General features: G+C 68.6%; 19 protein-coding genes and 1 pseudogene. 6 read left to right on the forward strand and 14 right to left on the reverse strand.

From position 1 onward, the window contains the following. Positions 1–14: 14 nt before the first annotated feature. The 9 genes and pseudogenes from nuoE to mqnC form a co-directional block, all read right to left on the reverse strand. Positions 15–734: pseudogene (gene nuoE / locus Ate02nite_RS13100) on the reverse strand (NADH-quinone oxidoreductase subunit NuoE); the annotation flags it as partial. Then, positions 735–2060: an NADH-quinone oxidoreductase subunit D gene (locus Ate02nite_RS13105; protein WP_203804770.1), complete on the reverse strand. Its 1326-nt coding sequence runs from the start codon at positions 2058–2060 to the stop codon at positions 735–737. After that, positions 2057–2752 carry an NADH-quinone oxidoreductase subunit C gene (locus Ate02nite_RS13110; protein ID WP_203804773.1) on the reverse strand — a complete coding sequence of 232 codons (696 nt, stop codon included), beginning with the start codon at positions 2750–2752 and terminating at the stop codon, positions 2057–2059. The genes Ate02nite_RS13105 and Ate02nite_RS13110 overlap by 4 nt, the downstream gene beginning before the upstream one ends. Then, entirely contained in the window at positions 2749–3420 is a 672-nt protein-coding gene (locus tag Ate02nite_RS13115; RefSeq protein WP_203804776.1) for a NuoB/complex I 20 kDa subunit family protein, read from the reverse strand. Before Ate02nite_RS13115 ends, Ate02nite_RS13110 begins: the two co-directional genes overlap by 4 nt. Positions 3421–3426: 6 nt before the next feature. Further along, the gene (locus tag Ate02nite_RS13120) at positions 3427–3792 is read right to left on the reverse strand and encodes an NADH-quinone oxidoreductase subunit A (RefSeq protein ID WP_203804779.1); all 366 of its coding nucleotides are present in this window, start codon (positions 3790–3792) and stop codon (positions 3427–3429) included. Between the two features lie 79 nt (positions 3793–3871). Beyond that, a complete protein-coding gene (locus tag Ate02nite_RS13125; protein WP_203805129.1) occupies positions 3872–5137 on the reverse strand; it encodes a geranylgeranyl reductase family protein in 1266 nt (421 codons plus the stop codon). A 143-nt stretch (positions 5138–5280) separates the two neighbouring features. Then, positions 5281–5559, reverse strand: coding sequence for a hypothetical protein (locus Ate02nite_RS13130; protein ID WP_203804782.1), 279 nt, complete (start codon positions 5557–5559; stop codon positions 5281–5283). A 49-nt stretch (positions 5560–5608) separates the two neighbouring features. Further along, positions 5609–6304 (reverse strand): demethylmenaquinone methyltransferase, encoded by a 696-nt coding sequence (locus Ate02nite_RS13135; protein ID WP_203804785.1) that lies wholly within the window; start codon positions 6302–6304, stop codon positions 5609–5611. Positions 6305–6590: 286 nt separating this feature from the next. Beyond that, entirely contained in the window at positions 6591–7820 is a 1230-nt protein-coding gene (mqnC, locus tag Ate02nite_RS13140) for a cyclic dehypoxanthinyl futalosine synthase (RefSeq protein ID WP_203804814.1), read from the reverse strand. Between the two features lie 91 nt (positions 7821–7911). On the opposite strand from mqnC, the gene Ate02nite_RS13145 reads away from it, so the two are divergent. Beyond that, entirely contained in the window at positions 7912–10794 is a 2883-nt protein-coding gene (locus Ate02nite_RS13145; RefSeq protein ID WP_203804817.1) for a DEAD/DEAH box helicase, read from the forward strand. Beyond that, entirely contained in the window at positions 10794–11642 is an 849-nt protein-coding gene (locus tag Ate02nite_RS13150; RefSeq protein ID WP_203804820.1) for an SWIM zinc finger family protein, read from the forward strand. The genes Ate02nite_RS13145 and Ate02nite_RS13150 overlap by 1 nt, the downstream gene beginning before the upstream one ends. A 7-nt stretch (positions 11643–11649) precedes the next feature. Here the strand turns inward: Ate02nite_RS13150 and Ate02nite_RS13155 are convergent, their stop codons facing one another. After that, on the reverse strand, positions 11650–13242 hold the full coding sequence (locus tag Ate02nite_RS13155; protein ID WP_203804823.1) for a beta-1,3-glucanase family protein: 1593 nt from the start codon (positions 13240–13242) through the stop codon (positions 11650–11652). A gap of 153 nt (positions 13243–13395) precedes the next feature. On the opposite strand from Ate02nite_RS13155, the gene Ate02nite_RS13160 reads away from it, so the two are divergent. Both Ate02nite_RS13160 and Ate02nite_RS13165 read left to right on the forward strand, forming a co-directional pair. Then, positions 13396–14343 (forward strand): aldo/keto reductase, encoded by a 948-nt coding sequence (locus Ate02nite_RS13160; RefSeq protein ID WP_203805130.1) that lies wholly within the window; start codon positions 13396–13398, stop codon positions 14341–14343. 103 nt (positions 14344–14446) lie between these two features. Continuing rightward, positions 14447–16192, forward strand: a complete 1746-nt coding sequence (locus Ate02nite_RS13165) for a phospholipid carrier-dependent glycosyltransferase (RefSeq protein WP_203804833.1) — start codon at positions 14447–14449, stop codon at positions 16190–16192. A gap of 101 nt (positions 16193–16293) precedes the next feature. On the opposite strand, the gene Ate02nite_RS13170 is transcribed toward Ate02nite_RS13165, so the two are convergent. Further along, positions 16294–17145 (reverse strand): menaquinone biosynthetic enzyme MqnA/MqnD family protein, encoded by an 852-nt coding sequence (locus Ate02nite_RS13170; RefSeq protein WP_203804836.1) that lies wholly within the window; start codon positions 17143–17145, stop codon positions 16294–16296. A gap of 118 nt (positions 17146–17263) precedes the next feature. On the opposite strand from Ate02nite_RS13170, the gene Ate02nite_RS13175 reads away from it, so the two are divergent. After that, positions 17264–18991, forward strand: a complete 1728-nt coding sequence (locus tag Ate02nite_RS13175) for an ATP-binding protein (RefSeq protein WP_203804839.1) — start codon at positions 17264–17266, stop codon at positions 18989–18991. On the opposite strand, the gene Ate02nite_RS13180 is transcribed toward Ate02nite_RS13175, so the two are convergent. Next, positions 18947–20173 carry an MFS transporter gene (locus Ate02nite_RS13180; protein ID WP_203804842.1) on the reverse strand — a complete coding sequence of 409 codons (1227 nt, stop codon included), beginning with the start codon at positions 20171–20173 and terminating at the stop codon, positions 18947–18949. The genes Ate02nite_RS13175 and Ate02nite_RS13180 overlap by 45 nt on opposite strands. Before the next feature lie 44 nt (positions 20174–20217). Continuing rightward, positions 20218–20793 carry an ArsR/SmtB family transcription factor gene (locus tag Ate02nite_RS13185; protein WP_203804844.1) on the reverse strand — a complete coding sequence of 192 codons (576 nt, stop codon included), beginning with the start codon at positions 20791–20793 and terminating at the stop codon, positions 20218–20220. Positions 20794–20996: 203 nt separating this feature from the next. Here Ate02nite_RS13185 and Ate02nite_RS13190 point away from each other — a divergent pair, with 203 nt between their 5' ends. Then, the gene (locus Ate02nite_RS13190; RefSeq protein WP_203804847.1) at positions 20997–22988 is read left to right on the forward strand and encodes a HelD family protein; all 1992 of its coding nucleotides are present in this window, start codon (positions 20997–20999) and stop codon (positions 22986–22988) included. On the opposite strand, the gene Ate02nite_RS13195 is transcribed toward Ate02nite_RS13190, so the two are convergent. Continuing rightward, the gene (locus tag Ate02nite_RS13195; protein ID WP_203804850.1) at positions 22975–23388 is read right to left on the reverse strand and encodes a GNAT family N-acetyltransferase; all 414 of its coding nucleotides are present in this window, start codon (positions 23386–23388) and stop codon (positions 22975–22977) included. The genes Ate02nite_RS13190 and Ate02nite_RS13195 overlap by 14 nt on opposite strands. Positions 23389–23403: the final 15 nt, after the last annotated feature.

The following is a 23403-nucleotide window of genomic DNA, read 5'->3' on the forward strand; positions in this document are numbered from 1 at the left end:
TCCTCGCGCGCCGGCTTGGTCTTGGTGATCGGGGCGTCGAGGTTGAAGTTCGGCACCGCGATCCCGTGCTGGTCGGCCAGCGTCACGCCGCGCAGCGTGGACGGACCGGCCGGGCCGTCGGCGACCGCGCCGTCGCGCTCGTCGGCGAATCCGGCCAGCTGGTGCTGCATGTCCTTGAGCGAGCAGACCCGGGCGCCGCGCGTCGGGGTCGGCTTGCCGCCCTTGCGCAGCTGCTCGACCAGCTCGATGGCCGCCTCCGGGGTGGCCTCGTCGACGGCGAAGTCGTAGTTGACCGTCACCACCGGCGCGTAGTCGCAGGCCGCCAGGCACTCGGCGTGCTCCACCGTGATCTGGCCGTCGGCGGTGGTCTGACCATTGCCGACACCGAGGTGCTCGGTGAGCCGGTCGTAGACCTCCTGGCCGCCCATCATGTTGCACAGCGTGTTGGTGCAGACGCTGACCAGGTATTCGCCGGTGGGCTTGCGCTTGTACATGGTGTAGAACGTGGCGACCGCGCCGACCTGGGCCTTGTTGATGCCCAGCACCTCGGCGCAGAACGCGACGCCGCTCGGGCTGACGAAGCCCTCCTCGGTCTGCACCAGGTGCAGCAGCGGAAGGAGAGCCGATCGGCTGCGGCCCTCGGGATAGCGCGCGATGATCTCGAGCGCGGAACCGAGGAGCTTGGCCGCGAGCGGCGCGGCGGCCGGGGAGAAGTCGATAGCTGTGTCGGACATTTAGCGGTCACACCCACCCATCACGGGGTCCAGGGACGCCCCGCCGGCGATGACGTCGGCGATCAGGGCACCTTCGGCCATCGCGGGGATGGACTGAAGGTTCACGAAGCTCGGGTCCCGCATGTGGACCCGGTAGGGATGGGTGCCGCCGTCCGAGACCACGTGCACACCGAGCTCACCGCGCGGGTGCTCGATGCCGATGTAGACCTGGCCCGGCGGGACCCGGAAGCCCTCGGTCACGAGCTTGAAGTGGTGGATCAGCGACTCCATCGACTGACCCATGATCTTCGCGACGTGCTCGAGGGAGTTGCCGAGGCCGTCGACGCCGACCGCGAGCTGGGCCGGCCAGGCGATCTTCTTGTCGGCCACGAAGATCGGGCCGGGCTTGAGCCGGTCGAGCGCCTGCTCGACGATCTTCAGCGACTCCCGCATCTCGGCCATCCGCACCTGGTAGCGGCCCCACACGTCGGCGGTGGTCGCGGTCGGCACGTCGAACTCGTAGTTCTCGTAACCGCAGTACGGCATGGTCTTGCGCAGGTCCCAGGCCAGCCCGGCCGAGCGCAGCACCGGGCCGGTGACGCCGAGCGCCAGGCAGCCGGTGACGTCCAGGACGGCGACGCCCTGGGTGCGCTGCTGCCAGATGATCTGGCCGGAGAGCAGGTCTTCGTACTCCTTGAGCTTCTTCGGCATGTAGACGAGGAAGTCGCGGATCTTCTTGATCGCCGAGTCGGGGATGTCCTGCGCGACGCCGCCGGGGCGGAAGTACGCGTGGTTCATCCGCAGCCCGGTCGTCTCCTCGAAGATGTCCAGGATGTACTCACGCTCGCGGAAGCCGTACAGCATCATCGAGATCGCGCCGATCTCCATGCCCGCGGTGGCCAGCCAGACCAGGTGCGAGGAGATCCGGTTGAGCTCCATGAAGAGCACCCGGATCGTCTGCGCCCGCTCGGTGATCTGGTCGGTGATGCCGAGCAGCTTCTCCACCCCGAGGACGTAACCGGCCTCGTTGAACAGCGGGGCGAGGTAGTCGGCCCGGGTCACGAACGTGGTGCCCTGCGTCCAGTTGCGGTACTCGAGGTTCTTCTCGATGCCGGTGTGCAGGTAACCGACGACCGCGCGGGCCTCGGTGACCGTCTCACCCTCGAGTTCCAGCACGAGCCGGAGCACACCGTGGGTGGACGGGTGCTGCGGGCCCATGTTGACGACGATCTTCTCGTTCGACAACGGGTCGATGCTGCCGGTGACCGTGTCCCAGTCGCCCCCGGTGACCGTGAAGACGCGGCCCTCGGTGGTCTCGCGCTCGGTGGCGTATCCGGACGATGTCATTGGTAGACCCTCCGCTGGTCAGGAGGCGGAATTTCGGCACCCTTGTACTCGACCGGCACGCCGCCGAGCGGGTAGTCCTTGAGCTGCGGGTGGCCTTCCCAGTCATCCGGCATGAGGACCCGGGTGAGGTTGGGGTGACCCACGAAGATCATGCCGAACATGTCGTACGCCTCCCGCTCCTGCCAGTCGGCAGTCGGGTAGACGTGGGTCACGGTCGGCACGTTGCCGCCGAGCGGCACGGCCACCTCGAGCCGGACCTTGCGGCGGTACGTCATCGAGGTCAGCTGGTAGACCACGTGCAGGCGGCGGGCGTCGGTGTTCAGATAGTCCACGCCGGAGACCGAGGAGCACAGCTCGAAGCGCAGCCCCTCGTCGTCCCGCATGATCTGGGCGACCTCGGCGATCTTCTCCGGCACGATGTGCAGGGTCAGCTCGTCCCGGTCGACGACGACCTTCTCCAGCGCGTCGGCGAAGCCGGGGTAGGCATCCTCCAGCGCGTCGGTGATCTCGTCGAAGTACGAGCCGTACGGCTTGGGGGTGCCGACCACCTCGGGATGCGGGCGGACCAGGCCGCCGAAACCGGAGACGTCGCCGGTGCCCTCGATGCCGAACATGCCCTTCTGCGGGCTGGACGGCGTCTGAGCGGGAGCGCCGAGGTTGGCACCAACAGGCTCAACAGATTCGAGGCTCACTTGCCACCTTCCCGCAGGTGCGGCGCCAGCTTCATCCAGTTCTCGATGCGCAGCTGCTCCTCGCGGCCTTCCTTGACCGCCTGCGTCCACTCGGCCCGCCGGACCTTGTCGACCCGGTAGGAGGAGGGCATCGCGCCGGGCGCGACGATCGGCATCTTGCCGGCCGCCTTGCGCGCCTCGAGCATCTTGCGGCCGTTCGGGCCGAGCGGCGCGGCCATGACCTTCTCGCGCATCTTGAGGATGGCGTCGATCAGCATCTCGGGCCGCGGCGGGCAGCCGGGCAGGTAGACGTCGACCGGCACGATGTGGTCCACACCCTGCACGATCGCGTAGTTGTTGAACATCCCGCCGGACGATGCGCAAACGCCCATCGAAATCACCGAGCGGGGTTCGGGCATCTGGTCGTAGATCTGCCGAACGACCGGGGCCATCTTCTGGCTCACCCGGCCCGCGACGATCATCAGGTCGGCCTGGCGGGGCGAGGCCCGGAAGACCTCCATGCCCCAGCGGCCGAGGTCGTAGTGCGGGCCGCCGGAGGCCATCATCTCGATGGCACAACAGGCGAGGCCGAAGGTCGCACCCCAGAACGACGACTTACGAGCCCAGTTGGACAGCAGTTCGACGGACGACAGCAGGATGCCTGCGGGCAGCTTCTCTTCGATTCCCATGTCAGATCAGTCCCAGTTGAGTCCGCCGCGTCGCCACACGTACGTGTAGGCGATGAAGACGGTGACGATGAACAGGACCATTTCCACGAAGCCGAACACGCCCAGTGACCCGAAGGACACGGCCCACGGGTAGAGGAAGATGGTCTCGATGTCGAAGATGATGAAGAGCATCGCGGTCAGGTAGAACCTCACCGGGAACCGGCCGCCGCCGATCGGCTGCGGCGCGGGCTCGATGCCGCACTCGTACGCGTCGAGCTTCGCGCGGTTGTAGCGCTTCGGGCCGACGATCGGCGCGATGCCCACCGAGAACAGCGCGAAGAGCGCGCCCAGGATCATCAGCCCCAGGATCGGGACGTATGGGTTGAGAGTCATCATCTCTCCAACTCGACTGTTAGCCGCTTCACACTATTAATCCGATTCGGCATTGCGTCGACCGGGGGTCCCTCTGTAGTCATACGGCCGGCGCCACCTTCGTCAGGCCATTGATGATCCGGTCCATGGCGTCGCCGCCACGGGGATCGGTCAGGTTGGCCAGCAGCTTCAGCACGAACCGCATCAGCGTGGGGTGCGGCATGCCGTGTTTGGTGGCCAGACGCATGATCTGCGGGTTTCCGATCAACTTCACGAATACCCCACCGAGGCGGTAATAGCCGCCGAACCGCAGGCTCAACTCGGTCGGGTAGGCCCGGAGAGCGCGTTCACGGTCGGCGCCGGCGGGCCGGGCGAGCGCCTGCACGGCGACCTCCGCGGCCAGTTCGCCAGACTCCATGGCGTACGCGATGCCCTCGCCGTTCATCGGGTTGACCATGCCGCCCGAGTCGCCGACCAGCATCATGCCGCGGGTGTAGTGCGGTACCCGGTTGAAGCCCATCGGCAGCGCGGCACCGAGGATCGGACCATCGGCGTTCTCCTCGCCGCGCATGCCCCACTCCTCGGGGGTGCCGGCCAGCCAGTCGGTCAGCAGCGAACGGTAATTGGTCTTACCGAAGGCGTCCGACGAGTTCAGAATGCCCAGGCCGACGTTGACCCGGCCGTCACCGAGCCCGAAGATCCAGCCGTAGCCGGGGAGCAGGTCGCCGCTGACCGCGCTGCGCAGCTCCAGCCAGGACTCGAGGTAGTCGTCGTCGGCGCGCACCGGGGAGTTGTAGTACCGCCGGACCGCTACGCCGATGGGGCGGTCGTCGCGCTTGGCCAGGCCCATGGCCAGCGGAATCTTGCCGGAGACGCCGTCGGCCGCGACCACCAGCGGAGCGCGGTACTCGACCGGTTCCTTGCCCGGGCCGACCTTGGCCGAGACACCGATAGCCCGGCCCTCGTCGTCGAGGACCGGGCCGGTGACGTTCACGCCGGTGCGCAACAGGGCGCCGGCCTCGACCGCTCGCCTGGCGAGCATGTCGTCGAAGTCGAGCCGGGTGCGTACCAGGCCGTAGTTCGGGAAACTGGCCAGGTCGGGCCAGTCGAGCTCGAGCCGGACCCCGCCGCCGATCACGCGCAGGCCCTTGTTGTGCAGCCAGCCGGCCTTCTCCGAGGTGTCGACACCCATCCGGACAAGCTGACGCACGGCCCGCGGGGTCAGTCCGTCGCCACAGACCTTCTCGCGGGGAAACTCGGTTTTCTCCAGCAGCAGCACGCGAAGTCCGTGCCGCGCCATGTGGTAAGCCGCCGCGGAGCCTCCGGGCCCCGCACCAACGACGATGACGTCTGCCTCGTCGCCAATTGGTGCTGACGGTTCAGCGGGCCCCGTTGTTTCGTGGCTCTGCACGGCACACCTCCGTCTCGTGCGGGCTCGTGAAACAGTTCACAAGCACGCCCAGATCGGAGTCTAGGACGGCCATCGAAACACGTTCGGGTTAGGGAACCCTAACTGTTTCGCACCGGTGAAATGCCCGATCCGCCTTCGGTCAAGAGCCGGTCAGCTTCGTCTTGTGGCTCTTGATCCAGGTATTCCCGAAACGTACCGTTCATTGCCCGGTCAAGAGCGACGATCAGCTCATCTACTAGGTCTTGAGCCAGTTCCGGATCCTGTGCGGCCACGGCCCGGATCCGGGCGGCAAGCTCCATGCCGCGACGCTCGCCCGCTTCGCTGTCGTCAATCGCGATGTCGATGTCGGTGTCCTCGAGATGTCCGAAGGTCGTCATAGCCGCAGCAAAACAGCTTTTACCGACCCTTAACGGTCAAATGACCGTTTTATACCCGAGTAGCACGATGGAGCACGACAATACCCCCCGTGAGGTTGCGCCAGCCGACCCGGCCCCACGGGCCGGAAGCGCCGATCTTGGCGGCCAGGGCGGCCTGGTCCGGCCAGGCACGGATCGATTCGGCGAGATAGACGTACGCCTCCGGGTTGCTGGAGACGCCGCGGGCCACCGTCGGCAGCGACCGCATCAGGTACTGCAGGTAGACGGTACGGAACGCGGGGTTCAGCGGGTGGCTGAACTCGCAGACCACCAGTCGCCCGCCCGGCCGGGTGACCCGGCCGAGCTCGCGCAACGCCCCCTCGGTGTCAACCACGTTGCGCAGCGCGAAGGAGATCGTCACCGCGTCGAAGGTGGCGTCCGCGAACGGCAGTCGCAGCGCGTCCCCGGCCAGCAGCGGAATCTCGCGACCCGCGTGCCGCCCGGCCCGCAGCATGCCGATCGAGATGTCGGCACCGACCGCGAACGCCCCCGAGCGGGACAGTTCCTCGGTCGAGATGCCGGTGCCGGCGCCCACGTCCAGCACCCGCTCGCCGGGGCGCAGCCCGAGCGCGGCCCGGGTCGCCCGCCGCCAGCCCCGGTCCTGACCGAAGGAGAGCACGGTGTTGGTGAGGTCGTACCGCTGGGCCACGCCGTCGAACATCTCGGCGACCTCGTGCGGCTGCTTGTCCAGATCTGCGCGCGTCACGGACGTAACTCTGCCACCCGGGGAAAACAGAACGGGCGAGATGGTCACCCATCTCGCCCGTGCCTTATGCGTTATATAAACGACCGCCATCGGTCGGGTCCGCGACCGTCAAGCTTGCGCCTGACGTTCCAAGGAAGTTCTCAGACTTACGCGAGGAACGTAACCAGCGAGAACTGCGCGGGGTAGGGGTTTACGGCCCTCGTTACGAAGCAGCAATGACCCCCACGCCACTTACCCGACCCCCACCTGACCGAACGGACCATATCGACCCCCCGAAAGGGGGCGGTTACTTCGCGTCAACCAACGGAAGTTGCTTCTTGCCGGGCATCGCGATCGACGAGAAGTGACTCACGACACGATCATCGGTCGGGTCGTCGGCCTCGGTGCGGTGCACGGCAAGGTGGTTGTAGAGGGTGTCGCGCCACGCCGGGATGCGGTCGGCGGTGCGGATCATCCAGATCAGCTCGTGCAGGTTGGACCGGTGCCGGGCGCCGGCCGAGGAGATCACGTTTTCTTCCAGCATGATCGAGCCCAGGTCGTCGACGCCCAGGTGCAGTGCCAACTGACCGACGTCCTTACCGGTGGTCAGCCAGGACGCCTGCAGGTGCGCGATGTTGTCGAAGAACAGCCGGGAGACCGCGATGAACCGCAGGTATTCCATCGTGGTGGCCTGGGTGCGGCCCTTCAGGTGGTTGTTCTCCGGCTGGTAGGTCCACGGGATGAAGGCCCGGAAGCCACCGACCTCGAGCGCGGCCTCGACCGCCGTGTCCTGGTAACCGTTGGCCACCGCGAGGTCCTGGCAGTCGCGGATCATCCGGATGTGCTCGATGCGCTCGGCGTGCGTCTCGCCGGTTCCCATCATCATGGTCGCGGTCGAGGACAGGCCGTTGCGGTGCGCGATGGTCATGACCTCGATCCAGCGCTCGCCGCTCTCCTTGAGCGGGGCGATCGCCTTGCGCGGCCGCTGCGGCAGCATCTCGGCACCGGCCCCGGCGATCGAGTCGAGCCCGGCCGCCTTGATCCGCAGGATCGCTTCCTCGATCGAGACGCCGTCGACCTTGGCCATGTGCAGGATCTCGCTGGGCCCGATCGAGTGGATCTTGAGCTGCGGATACGCCTGCTTGACCCCGGAGAACAGCGACTCGTAATACTCCACCCCGTACTCGGGGTGGTGGCCGCCCTGCAGCATCACCTGGGTGGCACCGAGGTCGATCGCCTCGCCGCACCGGCGGAGGATCTCCTCCATCGGGTGCGACCAGCCGTCCTTGTGCTTGGGGGCCCGGAAGAAGGCGCAGAACTTGCAGGCCGTGACGCACACGTTCGTGTAGTTGATGTTGCGGTCGATCAGGTACGTGACGATGTTGTCCGGGTAGCGGCGCCGCCGGATCGTGTCGGCCGCCTCGCCAAGCGCGTGGAACGGCGCCTCGGTGTAGAGCAGCAGCGCTTCCTCGGGCGTGATCCGCCCGCCGTCGGCCGCGCGCTGCAGGATGTCGTCGATCTCCCGGTTCGCCGTCACGTCACGAAGACTACGTCCCCGATCAGGTGCACGGCAGCGGCGAGGGTCACTGACGTCGTTACTCTCTATGGCGGTCGTCAGGGGGTGGGTCTTGCTCGTAGTACAAGCCGGGTGGGTGCCCGGCACGGGGCTCGCGCTCTGGGCCGAGGACTTCTCACCTCTCGATCAGGTGTTGCCGGGCGAGCCCGCGACGATCGCCCTGAAGCTGCCGGGCACGACCCGCGGTCCGGTGCCGTCGGCCGAGCTGGCGACGGCCACCAGGATCAAACTCCGGTCGTACGACGTACCGGTTCTGCTGGTCAAGGACGGGGACGCGCTGGCCACGCTCGCCGGGGCGGACGACGCCGGCGACGAGTGGCTGGCCGGCCCCTCACTGCGCTACCTGGGCGTACTCGCCGGATTTGCCGTTGATCTGGCCCGGCGCGGCCGGATGTTGCCGCAGCTGGTCGCCGAGGGCGGGATGCCGGTCGCCCGGTGGCGGCCGGTGATCACCGGCGGCGACGCCGCCGCCTACCGCGACTTCGCGGCCGGCATGCCACCGGCGGTCCGGGCCAGCGGCGCGGGCCTGGCCCGCACCCTGCGCGACGCGCTGAACGTCCTGGTCGACGCGGCCGCCCGCCTCCTGATGCCGGAGCGGCTGCTGAAAGGTGCCCGGCCCGGGCCGAAGGCCGAGCTCTCCGACCGGTGGCTCTCCGCGCTCACCGCCGACGACCCGGCCCTGCCGGGCGCGAAGCCCGCCGAGGTGCGCGAGCTGGGCGCTGCCCTCGGCGACTGGATGCGCGCCGCCAACGACGCGAACGGGCCGGTCAAGGTCAGTTTCCGGCTGAGCGAGCCGCTGCCCGGCGAGGACGAGTGGGGTCTCGAGTTCGCCCTGCAGTCGGCCGAGGATTCGGCCCTCTATCTGCCGGCCACCGAGGTCTGGGAGGGCGCCCGCTTCCCGGGCATGCCGGCCCGTCCGGACGAGACGCTGCTGGCCGGGCTGGGCCGGGCGGTGCGGCTGTTCCCACTGCTGCACGTGGCGCTGGGCGAGCAGCAACCGGACGCGATGACGCTGAGCACCGGCGAGGCGCACGACTTCCTCCGGCAGGCGGCGCCGCTGCTGCAGGCGGCCGGCTTCGGGGTGATGCTGCCGAAGTGGGCCGGCCGCAAGGGCGTCGGCCTGAAGCTGACCACGCGCTCCAAGACGACCTCGGCCAAGGCGCTGGCGGCTTCCGGGTTCGGGCTGGAGCAGCTCGTCGAGTTCCAGATCGAACTGGTCATCGGGGACACCACGGTCACCGCCGAGGAGCTGGCCGAGCTGTCCCGGCTCAAGGTGCCGCTGGTCCGGGTGCGCGGCCAGTGGGTCGAGCTGGACGACCGGCAGCTCAAGGCCGCGCTCAAGGCGGTCGGCCGGCGCCGGGACGGCGAGATGACCGCCGGCCAGGTGCTGCAGCAGGTGATCGACGGCGGCGAGGAGGACCTGCCGCTGGTCGAGGTGGACGCGGACGGGATGCTCGGCGACCTGATCTCCGGGCAGGCGGCCGACCGGCTCACCCCGATCGGCACGCCGGTCGGCTTCCAGGGGACGCTGCGGCCGTACCAGGAGCGCGGCCTGTCCTGGCTGCACTTCCTGGGCCGGCTCGGGCTGGGCGGCATCCTGGCCGACGACATGGGCCTGGGCAAGACCGCGCAGACGCTGTCGCTGCTGGTGCAGGAGCGGATCGAGCACACCCCGAAACCCACGCTGCTCATCTGCCCGATGTCGCTGGTCAGCAACTGGGAAAAGGAAGCCGCCCGATTCGCTCCGCAAATCCGGACTTATATCCATCATGGAGCTTTGCGGAAGAAAGACGGCATGGCGGACGCCGATCTGGTGATCACCACATACGGGACGGCGGTCCGCGATCTGGCCACGCTTAAAGACCAGGAATGGGAACGCGTCGTCTGTGACGAGGCGCAAGCCATCAAAAACAGCGGAACCCGTCAGGCCCAAGCCGTACGCGCCATTCCCGCCCGTACCCGTATTGCTCTGACCGGCACGCCGGTGGAAAACCACCTGGCCGAGCTTTGGTCCATCATGGATTTCTGCAATCCGGGTTTTCTCGGTCCGGCCAAGCATTTCCGCCGCCGCTTCCAGGAGCCGATCGAGGTACGCCAGGACGAGCTGGCCGCCGAGGCGCTCAAGCGGGCCACCGGACCGTTCGTGCTGCGCCGCCTCAAAACCGACAAGTCGATCATCTCGGACCTGCCGGAGAAGAACGAGATGAAGGTCTGGTGCACGCTCACCGCCGAGCAGGCCACCCTCTACCAGGCGGTGGTCGAGGACATGATGGCCACCATCGAGAGCACCGAGGGCATCGAGCGCCGCGGCAACGTGCTGGCCGCGATGACCAAGCTCAAGCAGGTCTGCAACCACCCGGTGCACCTGCTCAAGGACGGTTCCCGGCTGCCGTCGCGGTCGGGCAAGCTGGCCCGGCTCGAGGAGCTGGCCGCCGAGATCGTCGAGGACGGCGACAAGGCGCTGGTCTTCACGCAGTACGCCGAGTGGGGCACGATCCTGCAGCCCTACCTGGCCGCCCACCTGGACCGCCCGGTGCTCTGGCTGCACGGCGGGCTCTCCAAGGTGAAGCGGGACGCCCTGGTCGAGGAGTTCCAGACCTCGGACGAGCCGATGCTCTTCCTGCTCTCGCTCAAGGCGGCCGGCACCGGCCTCAACCTGACCGCGGCCAACCACGTCATCCACTTCGATCGATGGTGGAACCCGGCGGTCGAGGATCAGGCCACCGACCGGGCATTCCGGATCGGACAGTCGCGCGACGTGCAGGTCCGCAAGTTCATCTGCACCGGCACGCTGGAGGAGAAGATCGACGCGATGATCGAGCGGAAGAAGGCGCTCGCCTCCTCGGTGGTCGGCACCGGCGAGGGCTGGATCACCGATCTCGGCACCGACCAGCTGCGCGAACTCTTCGAACTCGATCTGGCGGGGGTGCGCTGATGCCGTTCGATCGGGACGGAAAGTTCTACGAGAGCGGCCGGGCGCTCGAGGTCGACGGCGGCCTCGCGGTGCGGGCCAAACGCGGCAAGATCGGCGAGAAATGGTGGTCGCGGCACTTCGTCGACGTGCTGGAACGCGTCTGCGACGGCGGGCGGCTGGCCCGCGGGCGGGCCTACGCCCGCAAGGGCCAGGTCATGGACTTTCAACTCGCGGCGGGCAAGGTGACGGCCCGGGTGCAGGGTTCAAGACCGAAGCCGTACGCCGTGACGGTCACGATTTCCGCCTTCGACGAGGCCCAGTGGACCTCGTTGACCGAGGCGCTCGGCAGTCGGGCTCTCTATCGGGCCGCCCTGCTGGCCGGCGAGATGCCCCGGGAGATCATCGACCTCTTCGCCGAGCACGACCTGCCGCTCTTCCCCGACAACCTGGATATCCAGTGCAACTGCCCGGACTGGGGAGTGCCCTGCAAGCACGGCTCGGCGGTGCTCTACGTGCTGGCCGAGGCGTTCGACGACGACCCGTTCCTGGTGCTGGCCTGGCGCGGGCGCGACCGGGAGGCCCTGCTGGGTGCGCTGCGCGGCACTCCCGAGCCGGTCGAGGCGGTGGACCCGCTCGCGGTCGAGGAGGTTCCGCTCGACGAGGTCGTCCTCGCCGACTACTACTCCCCCGGCCTGTCGCTGGGCCGGCTGCGCGAACGGCCGGCCCGGGTGACCGCCCCGCCCGAACTGCTGCTGCGCGCGCTCGACGCGCCGCCGGTGCGGGTGCGGCACATTCCGCTTGTCGACGTGCTCAAGTCGGCCTACCGCGAGCTGGCGGAGCCGTCGTCCGCGACGGACGACGGCTCCTGACTCAACTTCAGCCCTTGCGCCACTTCTGGTTCGAGGTGCCGGCGCAGTCCCACAGTTGAAGCTTCGCGCCGTCGTTGGCGTTCAGGTCGACGATGTCGACGCACCTGTTGGCCTGCGGGTTGACCAGGTCACCCGCGGCGCTCAGCACGAACTGCTGGGCACCGGTGCCGTTGCAGGTCCACAGCTGGATCGCGGCGCCGTTCGCGGTCGACCCGGACGCCACGTCCAGGCACTTGCCGCTCGGGCTGACCAGCGCGCCGCCGGTGGCCGTCCACTTCTGCGCGTTGGTGCCGTTGCAGGTCCACATCTGCAGCCGTGCGCCGTCCACGAAGTTCGAGTTCGGCACGTCGACGCACTTGTTGTTGAGGCTGCTGATCAGCGCGGTCCCGGTGGCCGGCGGCGGCGTGGTGCCCCCACCGGTGAACGGCGACAGCACGATCCCGGCCGAGCGCGGGTCGCCGTCGTTGACCAGCGACTCGAAGGCACCGACGTCATCGAAGGCGAACGCGTACGCCTTCCCGTCCGACATGTTGGCGTGGATCACCTTGGCGTACACGTTGGTCGGGTTGTTCTGGTAGAACTGCGCCGCGTTGGTGCTCGGCTGGGTGTCGACCGTGCCCAGCGTGCCGCGGTTGAGCGCGGCGCACAGGGTGCGCGAGATCGGGCCGACCACCAGGTCGTTCGGCGCCGGCAGGTCGCCGTCGCAGCCCCACACGCTGGCCGACGAGGGCCGGTTGAACGACGCCACCTGGGCACCCGAGGAGTTGGTGAAGTTCATGACGTTGCCCGACGTACGCCCGAAGTATTTGGTGTTGGGCTGGTCGCCGAAGGGCACCACGGTCAAGGTCTTGGTGGCGTACGCGTTCCAGGCGCTCGCGATGTACGAGTCGAGGTAGTTGGCGCCCAGCAGGCCCGAGCCGGCCGCCTTGCCCGGCGAGAGCACCCGCAGCACGGTGCCGTCCGACCGGGTGTAGACGGTGTTCGCCCAGCCCGAGGTCCCCTTGATCGTGTTGATCACGTTGGTCCGGCCGTTCGCGACCACGTCGCCGGTGCGCTTGGTGACGCCCGCGCTGTTGGTCACGGTCACCGCGTGCGGCACCGCGAACATGTCGACCTGCGAGCTGTTCAGCCACAGGCCGGAGTCGTTGTAGGTGAACTCGCTCCAGTCGAACAGGATGTTGTAGTTGGCGTCGCCGGACGCCCACGGCGCCGGCTGCACCAGCCCGTCCGGGGTGAGGAAGAACTTGAGCTTCTCACCGAACGAGAAGTAGACCCGGCCGGAGAACCCGCGCGGGAAGTTGATCGTGGTGCTGCCGCCGTTGCCGGCGCCGGCGATCGAGACGTCCGGGGCCGGCGAGGGCGGGAGCTGCCCGCCGCTCCACGCGGTGAAGGTGCCGGCCTGGTTGACGTAACCGAGCCGGCCGGAGGAGAGCTGCACGCCGATCACGTACAGGTAGGTCGCGTCGCCGCGGCCGGTGCTGTTGGTAACGGTGACGGGCAGGAGGTTGGGACCGACGGCTTGCGCCGCCGAGGGGGAGACGGCCGCGGCGACCGGGATGGTCAGGGCCAGCGCGGCGAGAGCACGCAGGACGGTACGCACGGGGAACCTCTTTCCGTACGGGGATAGCGGAAGGGGAGAGCGCTCTCACAGCGTGCGTATTGTTAACAAGGTGTGTCAATAGACGGTTACAGATGTAAGTGTGCGCGGGCAAACGACGCGTCAAACGGGCATTAAGCTCCGATCATGAGTGACATGAGCTACCGCCGGCTGGGCACCTCGGGTCTGGTCGTCTCGGTCGTCGGCATCGGCTGCAACAACTTCGGCCGCAAGCTCGACGCGGACGGGACGAAAGAAGTCGTGGACGCGGCCATCGACGCCGGCATCACCCTGTTCGACACGGCCGACATCTACGGCACCCCGCACGGCGCCTCCGAGGAATGCCTCGGTGCCGCGCTGAAGGGCCGGCGCGACGACGTCATCGTGGCCACCAAGTTCGGCATGGACATGGAAGGCCTCAACGGCAACGACTTCGGCGCCCGCGGCTCCCGCCGATACATCGTGCGCGCGGTCGAGGCCTCGCTGCGCCGCCTGGAAACCGACTACATCGACCTCTACCAGCTGCACGAACCCGACGAAGCCACCCCGATCGACGAGACGCTGGCCGCGCTCGACGACGTGGTCCGCTCGGGCAAGGTGCGCTACTTGGGCAACTCCAACTTCGCCGGCTGGCAGATCGCCGACGCCGACTGGACCGCCCGGGCCGCCGGTCACACCCCGTTCATCAGCGCGCAGAACCGTTACAGCCTGCTGCAGCGCTACGTCGAGGACGAGGTAGTGCCGGCCTGCGAGCAGTACGGCCTCGGCCTGCTGCCGTTCTTCCCGCTCGACTCCGGCCTGCTGTCCGGCAAGTACACCCGTGGCGAGCGGGCTCCGGTCGGCACCCGGCTGTCCCAGGACCGCTACCAGCGGGTGCTCGCCGACGCCGACTGGGACACCATCGAGCGGCTGACCGCGTTCGGCGAGGAGCGCGGGCACAGCCTGCTCGAGGTCGCCATCGCCGGTCTCGCGGCGCGACCGGCTGTGACCAGCGTCATCGCCGGCGCCACCAGCGCCACCCAGGTCGAGGCCAACGCCGCGGCCGGAAACTGGCAGCTCAGCGTGGATGACGTGGCCGCCCTGGACGCTGCACTCAACGGCTGATCGGGCAACACCCGTCCGGGCTCGTCCCAACGGGCGGTGCGATTTCGTAGCGTTTGGCTGATAGCTTCGCCAGCGCACAGACCGCCGTCCGTTGGGAAGATCCATGCCCGCTGCCCTCCGCCCGCGCGCCCTGCTCCGGCACCTGCCGCTGCTTGTCGTGCTGGCCGGAGCCGTCGGGCTGCGCGTCTGGTACGCGCTGACTTACCCGTACGCGTTCTTCTTCCCGGACAGCCGCCCCTACATGGAAGCGGCCTACCTGAGCACGCCCAACCCGGCTCGCCCGTACGGGTACTCCTGGCTGCTCAAACCCTTCCTGCACGGCCCGTACGACCGGATCGCGTTCGCCCAGCACCTGCTCGGCGTCGTGCTCGTCGTAGTCGGGTACGTGTTCCTGGTCCGGCGCGGCGCCAAACCGTGGCTGGCCGCGCTCGCCGTGCTGCCGTTCGCGGTCGACGCCCGGGTGCTCACCATCGAGCACTTCGTGCTGGCCGAGACCGCGTACATCACGCTCACCGCCGGCGGACTGTTCCTGCTGGCCTGGCGCCGCCGACTCGGCTGGCTGGCCGCGGCGCTGGCCGGCACCATGCTCGGCTTCGCCGCCGTCACCCGCTCGGTCGGCCTGCCGATCCTCGCGCTGGCCGTCGTCTACCTGGTGATCCGCCGGGTCGGCTGGCTGCGGCTGGTCGCCTTCGCGCTGCCGGTCGCCGGCTTCCTCGGCGGTTACCTCACCTGGTACCACCAGAGCACCGATGTGTACGCGTTCGGGCAGTACAGCGGCCGTTTCCTGTACGCCCGGGTGATGCCGATCGCCGACTGCGACAAGCTGAAACTCACCGCCGACCAGCGCGAGCTCTGCATGCCGGACGCGCCGGCCACGTGGGTGCAGCGGCCGGACAACTACATCTGGAGCTCGCTCAGCCCGGCCCGGCGCCTCTACCCGTCCGAGACCAGCGACAAGGTCCTCGGCGACTTCGCCAACACGGTGATCAAGCAGCGCCCCGGCGCCTACGCGGCCATGGTGGCCGAACAGTCCTGGTGGCATCTGACCTGGCGGCCGCCGCTCAACTCGGACGCCGAATGCCTGGCCACCATCTGGCTGCCGCCGGCCAAGGTGGGCACCGACTGTGTGGCGCGCTACTACACGCCGGCCAGCCGGCCGGACCGGATGCCGCCCCCGCACTTCCTGGTCGACAATCCGGACGCGAGCCGGCTGGCGGCGTACGGCAAGGTCGTCACCACGCCCGGCCCGCTCTATGCCGTCGGGATACTCGCGGCCGTCGTGGCCGCCTGCTGGCGGCCGCGCCGCCGGCCGTGGCGCGAGGCGGCCGACGCGTTGCTCTTCACCGGGGCGGGTTTCGGCCTGCTGGTGGTCAGCGTCGCGACAAGCCTCTTCGATTACCGGTACGCCGAACCCGCGGTCCTGCTGATCCCGATCGGCCTGGCCCTGTCCGTCACCCGGATCGCGGCGGTGTCCGGGAAGCCGCTGCCGCCGATCCCGAAGCAGCGCTCCGCCGAACCCGACCTCCAGCCCGAACCTCAGCCACCCGCTCGGTCCGAGCCACCGCCGCCGGCCACCACCGAGCCGCAGCCGGCCAAAGCCATGGCCGACCCGGGGCCGGAGCCGGAGAAACAGGCCGAGCCGGAGGCACTTGCACAGGCCGAAGGCGATGCGCAGGCCGAAGCCGGAGCGGCGCCGGCCGTTGAGCTCGGGGCGGCGGACGAGGCCGAACCGGACGACGCGGGTGCGGACGATCTGGCGGATCTACCGGTCTACGAGATTCCGTCGCAGGCCAAGGCTGATGACCGGGTGATTCGCGGGGTCAAACCGCGAGGCGCCTTGTCGCATTGATCGGGGGCGGTGGCGCCGCCCGTGGATCAACCCGCGCTCTACTGGACTGCGCGAATTGGGCTTGACGGTCTGCGCCGTACGATCCGGAATCTGGTTTTGATCTAGACCTCGGCGAAGATCGGGCCGTCGGTCGGCAGCGGGGGGACTTCGCCGCGGAGGGCGGCCCGGCGGGCGAATTCGCGCAGGCCGGCGATCTGGCGATCGCCGAGGGAGAAGTCGAGGGCGCGGAAGTACGTGGCCAGGGTCTCGGCGTCGAACGGCTCCCAGCGGGCGGCGGCCGCGGCGACCTCGTCCAGTTCGCCCAGGCAGAGGTCGCGGGAGCGCTGGAAGGCCTCGTGCACGTCCTTGACCGCGCCGGGGTTCGCGGCCGCGTAATCCTTGCGGACCGCCCAGACCGCGAAAACCATCGGCAGGCCGGTCCACTCACGCCAGGCCTGGCCCAGGTCGGTGACGGTCAGGCCGAGGCGGGGAGCCTCGTACATGGCCCGGAGGGCCGGGTCGCCGATCAGTACGCCGGCGTCCGCCTCCATCAGCATCTGGGTCAGCTCGGGCGGGCAGCGGAAGTATTCGGGTTCGGCCTGGTAGCGCTCGGCCAGCAGCATCTGCGCCAGCAGAACCCCGGTGCGCGAGGTGGAACCCAGGGCGACCGGGCGACCGTCGAGCTCGCCGAGCGGCCGCGTCGAGATCAGGTTGACCGAGAGCACCGGGCCGTCGCTGCCGACCGCGAGATTGGGCAGCAGGAGCAGCTCGTCGGCGTGGCGCAGGTATTCGACAAGGGTGATCGGGCCGATGTCGAGATCGCCGGTGACCAGGTCGTGGCTGAGCCGGTCGGGGGTGTCCTTGCGCAGGTCGACGTCGAGCAGAGCGCCGGACCGCATCAACCCCCAGTAGATCGGCAGGCAGTTGAGGAACTGAATGTGCCCTACCCGGGGTCGACCGGCGCTGTCGCTCATGACCCGACGCTATCCCCCACCGGTTGCCATCCACCGCTGGGTGGGGGCGGGGTGTCTCACATCGCACGCACCTTCTTGCTAAAGTCTTTTGCAAAAGTCTTTAGCAAGAAGGTTGCGGATGGACAAGCAGCAACTGACGAGGCTCGTCGACCTGCTTCGCCGCTCGGGCAGTGATCTCTGTGACGTCGAGGTCAAAGCAGCGGCCGGCGGTCTTCCGAAGGCCTTGCGCGACACCTTGAGCGCCTTCAGCAACGACCGGGGCGGCACCGTCATCCTAGGGCTCGAGGAAGGCAACGAATTTCGTCCGGCCAACGGATTCGATGCTGCCAAGACCTCCAGTGCGCTCGCATCAACGTGCAACGACGAACTCCAGCCGCCAGTACGGACGGAGATCGAGATCGTCGAGTTCGAGGACGCGCTGGTGGTCGTCGCCGAGATCAGCGAACTCGATCCCCGCTTCAAGCCCTGTTTCGTCGCTGCCAGGGGCGAGTACAACGGCTCATTCACCCGCGGCGGAGACGGGGACCGGCGGCTCACCGACTTCGAGATTCACCTTCTACACACGAATCGTGGTCAGCCCAACGACGACCGCCAACCGGTGGCCGCCGCCACGCTCGCGGATCTCGACGCTGCTGAGACGCAAGTGCTGGTCACTCGGGTCCGCCAGCGACAGCCACGTGCATTCGCAAACCTTGACGAAAGCCAGATTCTGCGTCGACTCAACGTCGTAGCCGAGGACGAGGAGGGCATCGTCCGTCCTACTCTGGGCGGCCTACTCGCGCTCGGCACCTACCCTCAGCAATTCTTCCCTCAGCTCAACGCCACACTGGTGGCGTACCCCGGTAAGTCAGCCGCCGATGTGCCGGCAAATGGACCGCGCTTTCTCGACAATCGTTCCTTCGACGGCCCGATCCCGGTGATCGTTGACGAGGTTGTCACAGCTGTGCTTCGCAACACCTCGGTGCGGTCCTTCGTGGACGGAAACGGCCGAACCGACGTCTACGACTATCCGGCTGAGGTGGTCCGCGAGGCGGTTGCGAACGCTCTGCTGCACCGTGACTACTCAACCTATTCACGCGGTACTCCGGTCCAGATCACGCTCTACGCAGACCGGCTGGTCATCGCGAATCCGGGCGGTCTATTCGGCGCAGTAACCGAGGACGATCTGGGCGGCGAAGGCGTCACCTCGAGCCGTAACCCGGTGCTGGCTAAGCTACTGCAGGACATCCGCCTGCCCGAGACCGGCCGGATGGCATGCGAGAACCGGGCCAGCGGCATTCCGACCATGCTTCGAGAACTCCGCCGAGCGGGTTCACCTCCGCCGGAATTTCACAATCGGATCACGCGGTTCAAGGTGGTTTTGCCCCGGCATGCCCTACTCGACGACGCGACCACGGCGTGGATCGTCAGTCTGGGGCAGAGCGGACTGACTACCTCTCAGCACCTTGCTCTCGCCGAGATGCGCACTGGCCGTACGGTCACCAACGGCACCATGCGCAATCTCGGCCTGGAAGCCCATCGAGCAACAAGCGAATTGTCCGATCTTGTGAACCGCGGAGTCGCCGTGCGAATCGGCGAGCGGCGCCACGCTCGTTACGTTCTCGCACCTGAGGCCGATGATCCGACGCCGAGCCGGGCCGATGGCACACCTGAGGAATTGGTGTGGCGCACCCTGGCGGACGGGACTGAACTGAGTCGCCGCGATATCGAACAGCGCACCGGGCTCAGCTACATGAAGGTGCTACGCGCGCTGAAGGCACTTGAGGATTCCGGTCGGGTGACTCCGACGGCGCCGGGCCGCTCACCGCTCCGCCGGTACCGGCGCAACGGCCCTGGCCTCTGGTGATTCGACACCGACCTTGACGGACTCGCGGCGGACCAGTGGGAAGCCGATCAGGGACGCGGTCAGGCCGATGGCACCGGTTGCGGCCACCAGCCAGCGGGGGTCGACGTGTTCGACCAGGGGGCCGGCCGCGGCCAGGCCGAGCAGGCCCGCCGTCTGCATGGCGGAGGTCACGGCGGCGAAGGCGCGGCCGTGTGCGGCCGAGGGGACGCGCCCGGCGATGATCACCATGACGAAGACGTTGATGCCGGCGTTGAAGACGCCGCCGATCAGCCACAGCGGAATCAGCGCGGTCGCGCCGGTGACCAGGGCGCCCGCGAACAGCGGAACGCACGAGCCGGCCGTGATCAGCATCAGGGCCGGGACGGTGATGCGGGCCCTGGAGACCCGCCCGAAGAGCACGCTGCCGAGCAGCATGCCGGCCGGCCACGCCGCGGTCACCAGGCCGAACATGGTCGTGGAGGCGTGCAGGGTGTCGCGGATGAAGAAGACCTCGACCACGTTGATCGCACTCACCCCGACCATGACCGCGGCCATCGCTCCGATCATCACGGTGAGTGCGCGGTCGTCCCGTACCTTGAAGTGGGATTTTTCGGTCTTCGCCAGGGTTTTCTGGTGGCGCCGGGTCTTGATCACCAGGCCGGCCACGACCAGGGCGAGGTAACTCACCGCGTCGAGCAGCAGCGGCGTCCGCGAGCCGGTCTGGCCGACCAGGATGCCGGCCAGCGCCGGGGCGATCAGCATGCCGATCACGCCGGCGGTCTGGTTGAGGCCGCTCGCCTTGGCCAGGTCGTCCGGGCGGACCATGCGCGGGATCAGCGCCGCGAGGGTCGGCTGGGTGACGGCCAGGCCAGCGGCGAGGAGCGCGACCAGCCCGATGATCGCGACCGGATGCTGCACGAAGGCCAGCGCGACGCAGATCAGCGACTGCACGAAACCGGCCGTGATCAGCACGACCCGGCTGTCGGCCCGGTCGGCGATGCGCCCGCCGATCGGGGCGAGCAGGGCCAGCGGCAGGCTCGCCGCCACCAGCAGGCCGGAGACGGCCAGGCCGCCGTGCCCGCGCTGCTGCAGAACGAGGGCGAGCGTGGTGGCGGCGAGGAAGTCGCCGCACACCGAGACGGCACGGGCCGCCGAGACCAGATAGACGTCCGCCCAGCGCGACTCACCAGATGTGAAGGACATACTTCGAAAGTATTCCTTCACATCTGGTTCGCACAAGCCCCCGGTTACGTCCTGTCGGGCTCCGGATAGGCGGCCATCGAGAACGCGACTCGCCGCGCACCTTCCGGCGCGGAGTCCTGCCGTTCCCGGATCCCGTACGGCTCGATCAGCTCGGTGATCTTCTCGACCAGCGCCTTGAGCTCGTCGGTGGTGATCAGCAGCCGGTCACCACGCATCGCACCGACCCGCCGCCACTCCTCCGGCTCGGTGCCGAGCCGGGAGAACCAGTCCCGGGCCCGCTCCAGATCACGGTTCAGATAGAGGTCGACAAGCGCACGAGCGGCCGCGTTGGCGGCCGGCTCGGCCATGTCCGGGTCGATCCGAAGCCCGGCGGCCACGCTGCGCCAGAGGCGCTCCCGCCCGTCCCCCCGGCTCGGCGCCTGCTCAACAAGGCCGTATTTGGCCAGCTCACGAAGGTGATAGCTGGTGGCACTCGGGGAGAGCCCGACCATGCTCGCGCACTCGGTAGCGGTGACCGCCGCCCCGGAGTCGTTCAAGTACTCGACGATCTCGATCCGAGCCGGATGAGAAAGCGCCCGCATCACCCGCGGATCACTGACCCGCACCCCACGCTCCGCCATGCCACCCATTCTTCAGCTAGCGAGACCCGACCAAGCCGCGGGCCGCGGGAAAATCGGTGGACAAGGGGTGGGTGGGGCGTAACGTTTAGGGCCGCTTGACGGCCGTGGTGAGCATGCACCGCAGCGGACGTCCTCCGCGCCGTGGACCGGTGGCCGGTCTCGGATACGCGAGCAGCCCGCAAAGCCTGTGTTGAGGATGACCCTTGCCTGCCTTTGATCTGGATACCGAACTCGCCGCCGAACGAACCCACCTGCGCGAGTCCCGCGCCGCGCTGGCCCGGATGCGGGGCCGTGCCGAGGCCCTCTTCTCCACCGGTGACAAGGTCGCCGGCGACGCCTACACCGCCGAGCAGCTCGGCCGGCACATGGCCCGCCGGGTGCTGGAGCTGGCCGACGACCCGACCACCCCGCTGTTCTTCGGACGCCTCGACATCGAGGAGTCCGCCTATCACGTCGGGCGCCGGCACGTGACCGACGACTCCGGCGAGCCGATGGTGCTCGATTGGCGCGCGCCGCTGTCCCGGTCGTTCTATCGGGCCAGCGTGCGCGATCCGCAGGGGGTGTCGACCAGGCGCCGGTTCGGGTTCGTGAAGGGCGAGCTGACCAGCTTCGAGGACGAGCATCTCGACCGCGGCGAGGAGCTGGGCACCTCCAGCCGCATCCTGACCGCCGAGATCGAGCGGCCACGCGTCGGGCCGATGCGCGACATCGTGGCGACCATCCAGCCCGAGCAGGACGAGCTGGTCCGGGCCGATCTGGCCGATTCGATCTGCGTGCAGGGCGCGCCGGGCACCGGTAAGACCGCGGTCGGCCTGCACCGGGCCGCCTTCCTGCTCTACCTGCACCGGGAACGGCTGAAGCGCTCGGGCGTGCTGATCGTCGGCCCGAACGCGGCGTTCCTGTCGTACATCTCGGCGGTCCTGCCGGCGCTCGGCGAGGTCGAGGTCAAGCAGGCCACTGTGGACGATCTGGTCGGCCGAGTCGCGGTCAAGGCAACCGATAACGACAAAGCCACAAACATCAAGCACGACGTACGGATGGCAGAGGTGCTCCGCAAAGCGTTGTGGCGCCGGATCGCCAAGCCGGCCGAACCGATCATGGTGTCGGACGGCTCCTACCGCTGGCGGATCGACACCGAGCCGCTGCGCCGGATCGTCGACGAGGCCCGCCGCGAAGGGCTGCCCTACCAGCTGGGGCGCGAACGCGTGCTGGCCCGGGTGGTCGGCCTCCTGCAACGGCAGTCGGAGTACCGCACCGGCAACTCACCGGGCGAGACCTGGCTGCGCAAGATGGCCCGGATCGCGCCGGTCAAGGAGTTCCTGGACCACTCCTGGCCGGCCGTGACCCCCGAGTCGCTGGTCCTGGAGGTGCTGCTCGACCCGGCCGACGACCTGCTCACCGCCGAGGAGCAGGAGGCGATCCGCTGGACCAAGGCGCCGAAGACCGCCAAGTCGGCGAAGTTCAGCGCGGCCGACCTGGTGCTGATCGACGAGGCGGCCGGGCTGCTGGAACGGGAGACCAGCTTCGGGCACGTGGTGGTGGACGAGGCGCAGGACCTGTCGCCGATGCAGGCGCGGGCGATCGCCCGGCGCAGCGAGCACGGCTCGATCACCCTGCTCGGCGACCTGGCGCAGGGGACCGCGCCGTGGGCGGCCGCGGACTGGCGGGACACCCTCGCCCACCTCGGCAAACCGGACGCCGCGGTGGTACCGCTGACCATTGGCTTCCGGGTGCCGGCCGTGGTGGTCGAGCTGGCCAACCGGCTGCTGTCGGCCCTCGATGTGGCCGTGCCGGAGGCGGTGTCGCTGCGCCGGGACGGCGATCTGTCCATCGTGGCGGCGACCGATCTCGACGGGCAGACGCTGGTCGAGGTGACCGCGGCGCTCGATCACGAGGGTTCGGTCGCGCTGATCGCGGCCGACACCGCGGTGGCCCGGCTGAGTGCGCATCTGACGGCGGCCGGAATCGAGATCGCGACGCCGGACGACGTCGACTCCGAGGCGCGCGTCACGGTGGTGCCGGCGTCGGTGGCCAAGGGCTTGGAGTACGACCATGTCGTGGTCCACGAACCGGCGGACATCGTGGCGGCCGAGACCCGTGGACTCAACCGGCTCTACGTGGTGCTGACCCGCGCGGTGTCCCGGCTGTCCGTCGTACACCAGAAGCCGCTGCCGGCGGCCCTTACAGCGGCTTGATCCAGCGCGACCATTCCGCCTGGCGGCGATAGCCGCCGACGGCCCACGCACCGTGCGCATCCGCGTTGTCGTCGAGCACCATGGCGTCGGCGCGGGTGCCGCCGAGCGCCCGGAAGCGTTCCTCGGCCGCCTCGATGAGCGCGCGCCCGATGCCCTGCCGGCGCCGGGCCGGCGCGACCGCGAGCCGGTAGAGGTGGCACCGCCAGCCGTCCCACCCAGCGATCACCGAGCCGACGATCTCGTCGCCGTCCACCGCGACGATGAGTGCGTCCGGGTCGCGTTCGTACAGCGAGTCAAGAGCGGCCCGGGAATCGGCCGGCCGGTTGTCGTTCTCGGCCGCCACCTGCCAGAAGTCCAAGATGTCGGCCAGCTCGGCGGCCAGCGCCGGTCGAAGATCCATAAACCAAGTCTACTT

The organism is Paractinoplanes tereljensis (assembly GCF_016862435.1).
Classification (GTDB): Bacteria; Actinomycetota; Actinomycetes; order Mycobacteriales; family Micromonosporaceae; genus Actinoplanes; species Actinoplanes tereljensis.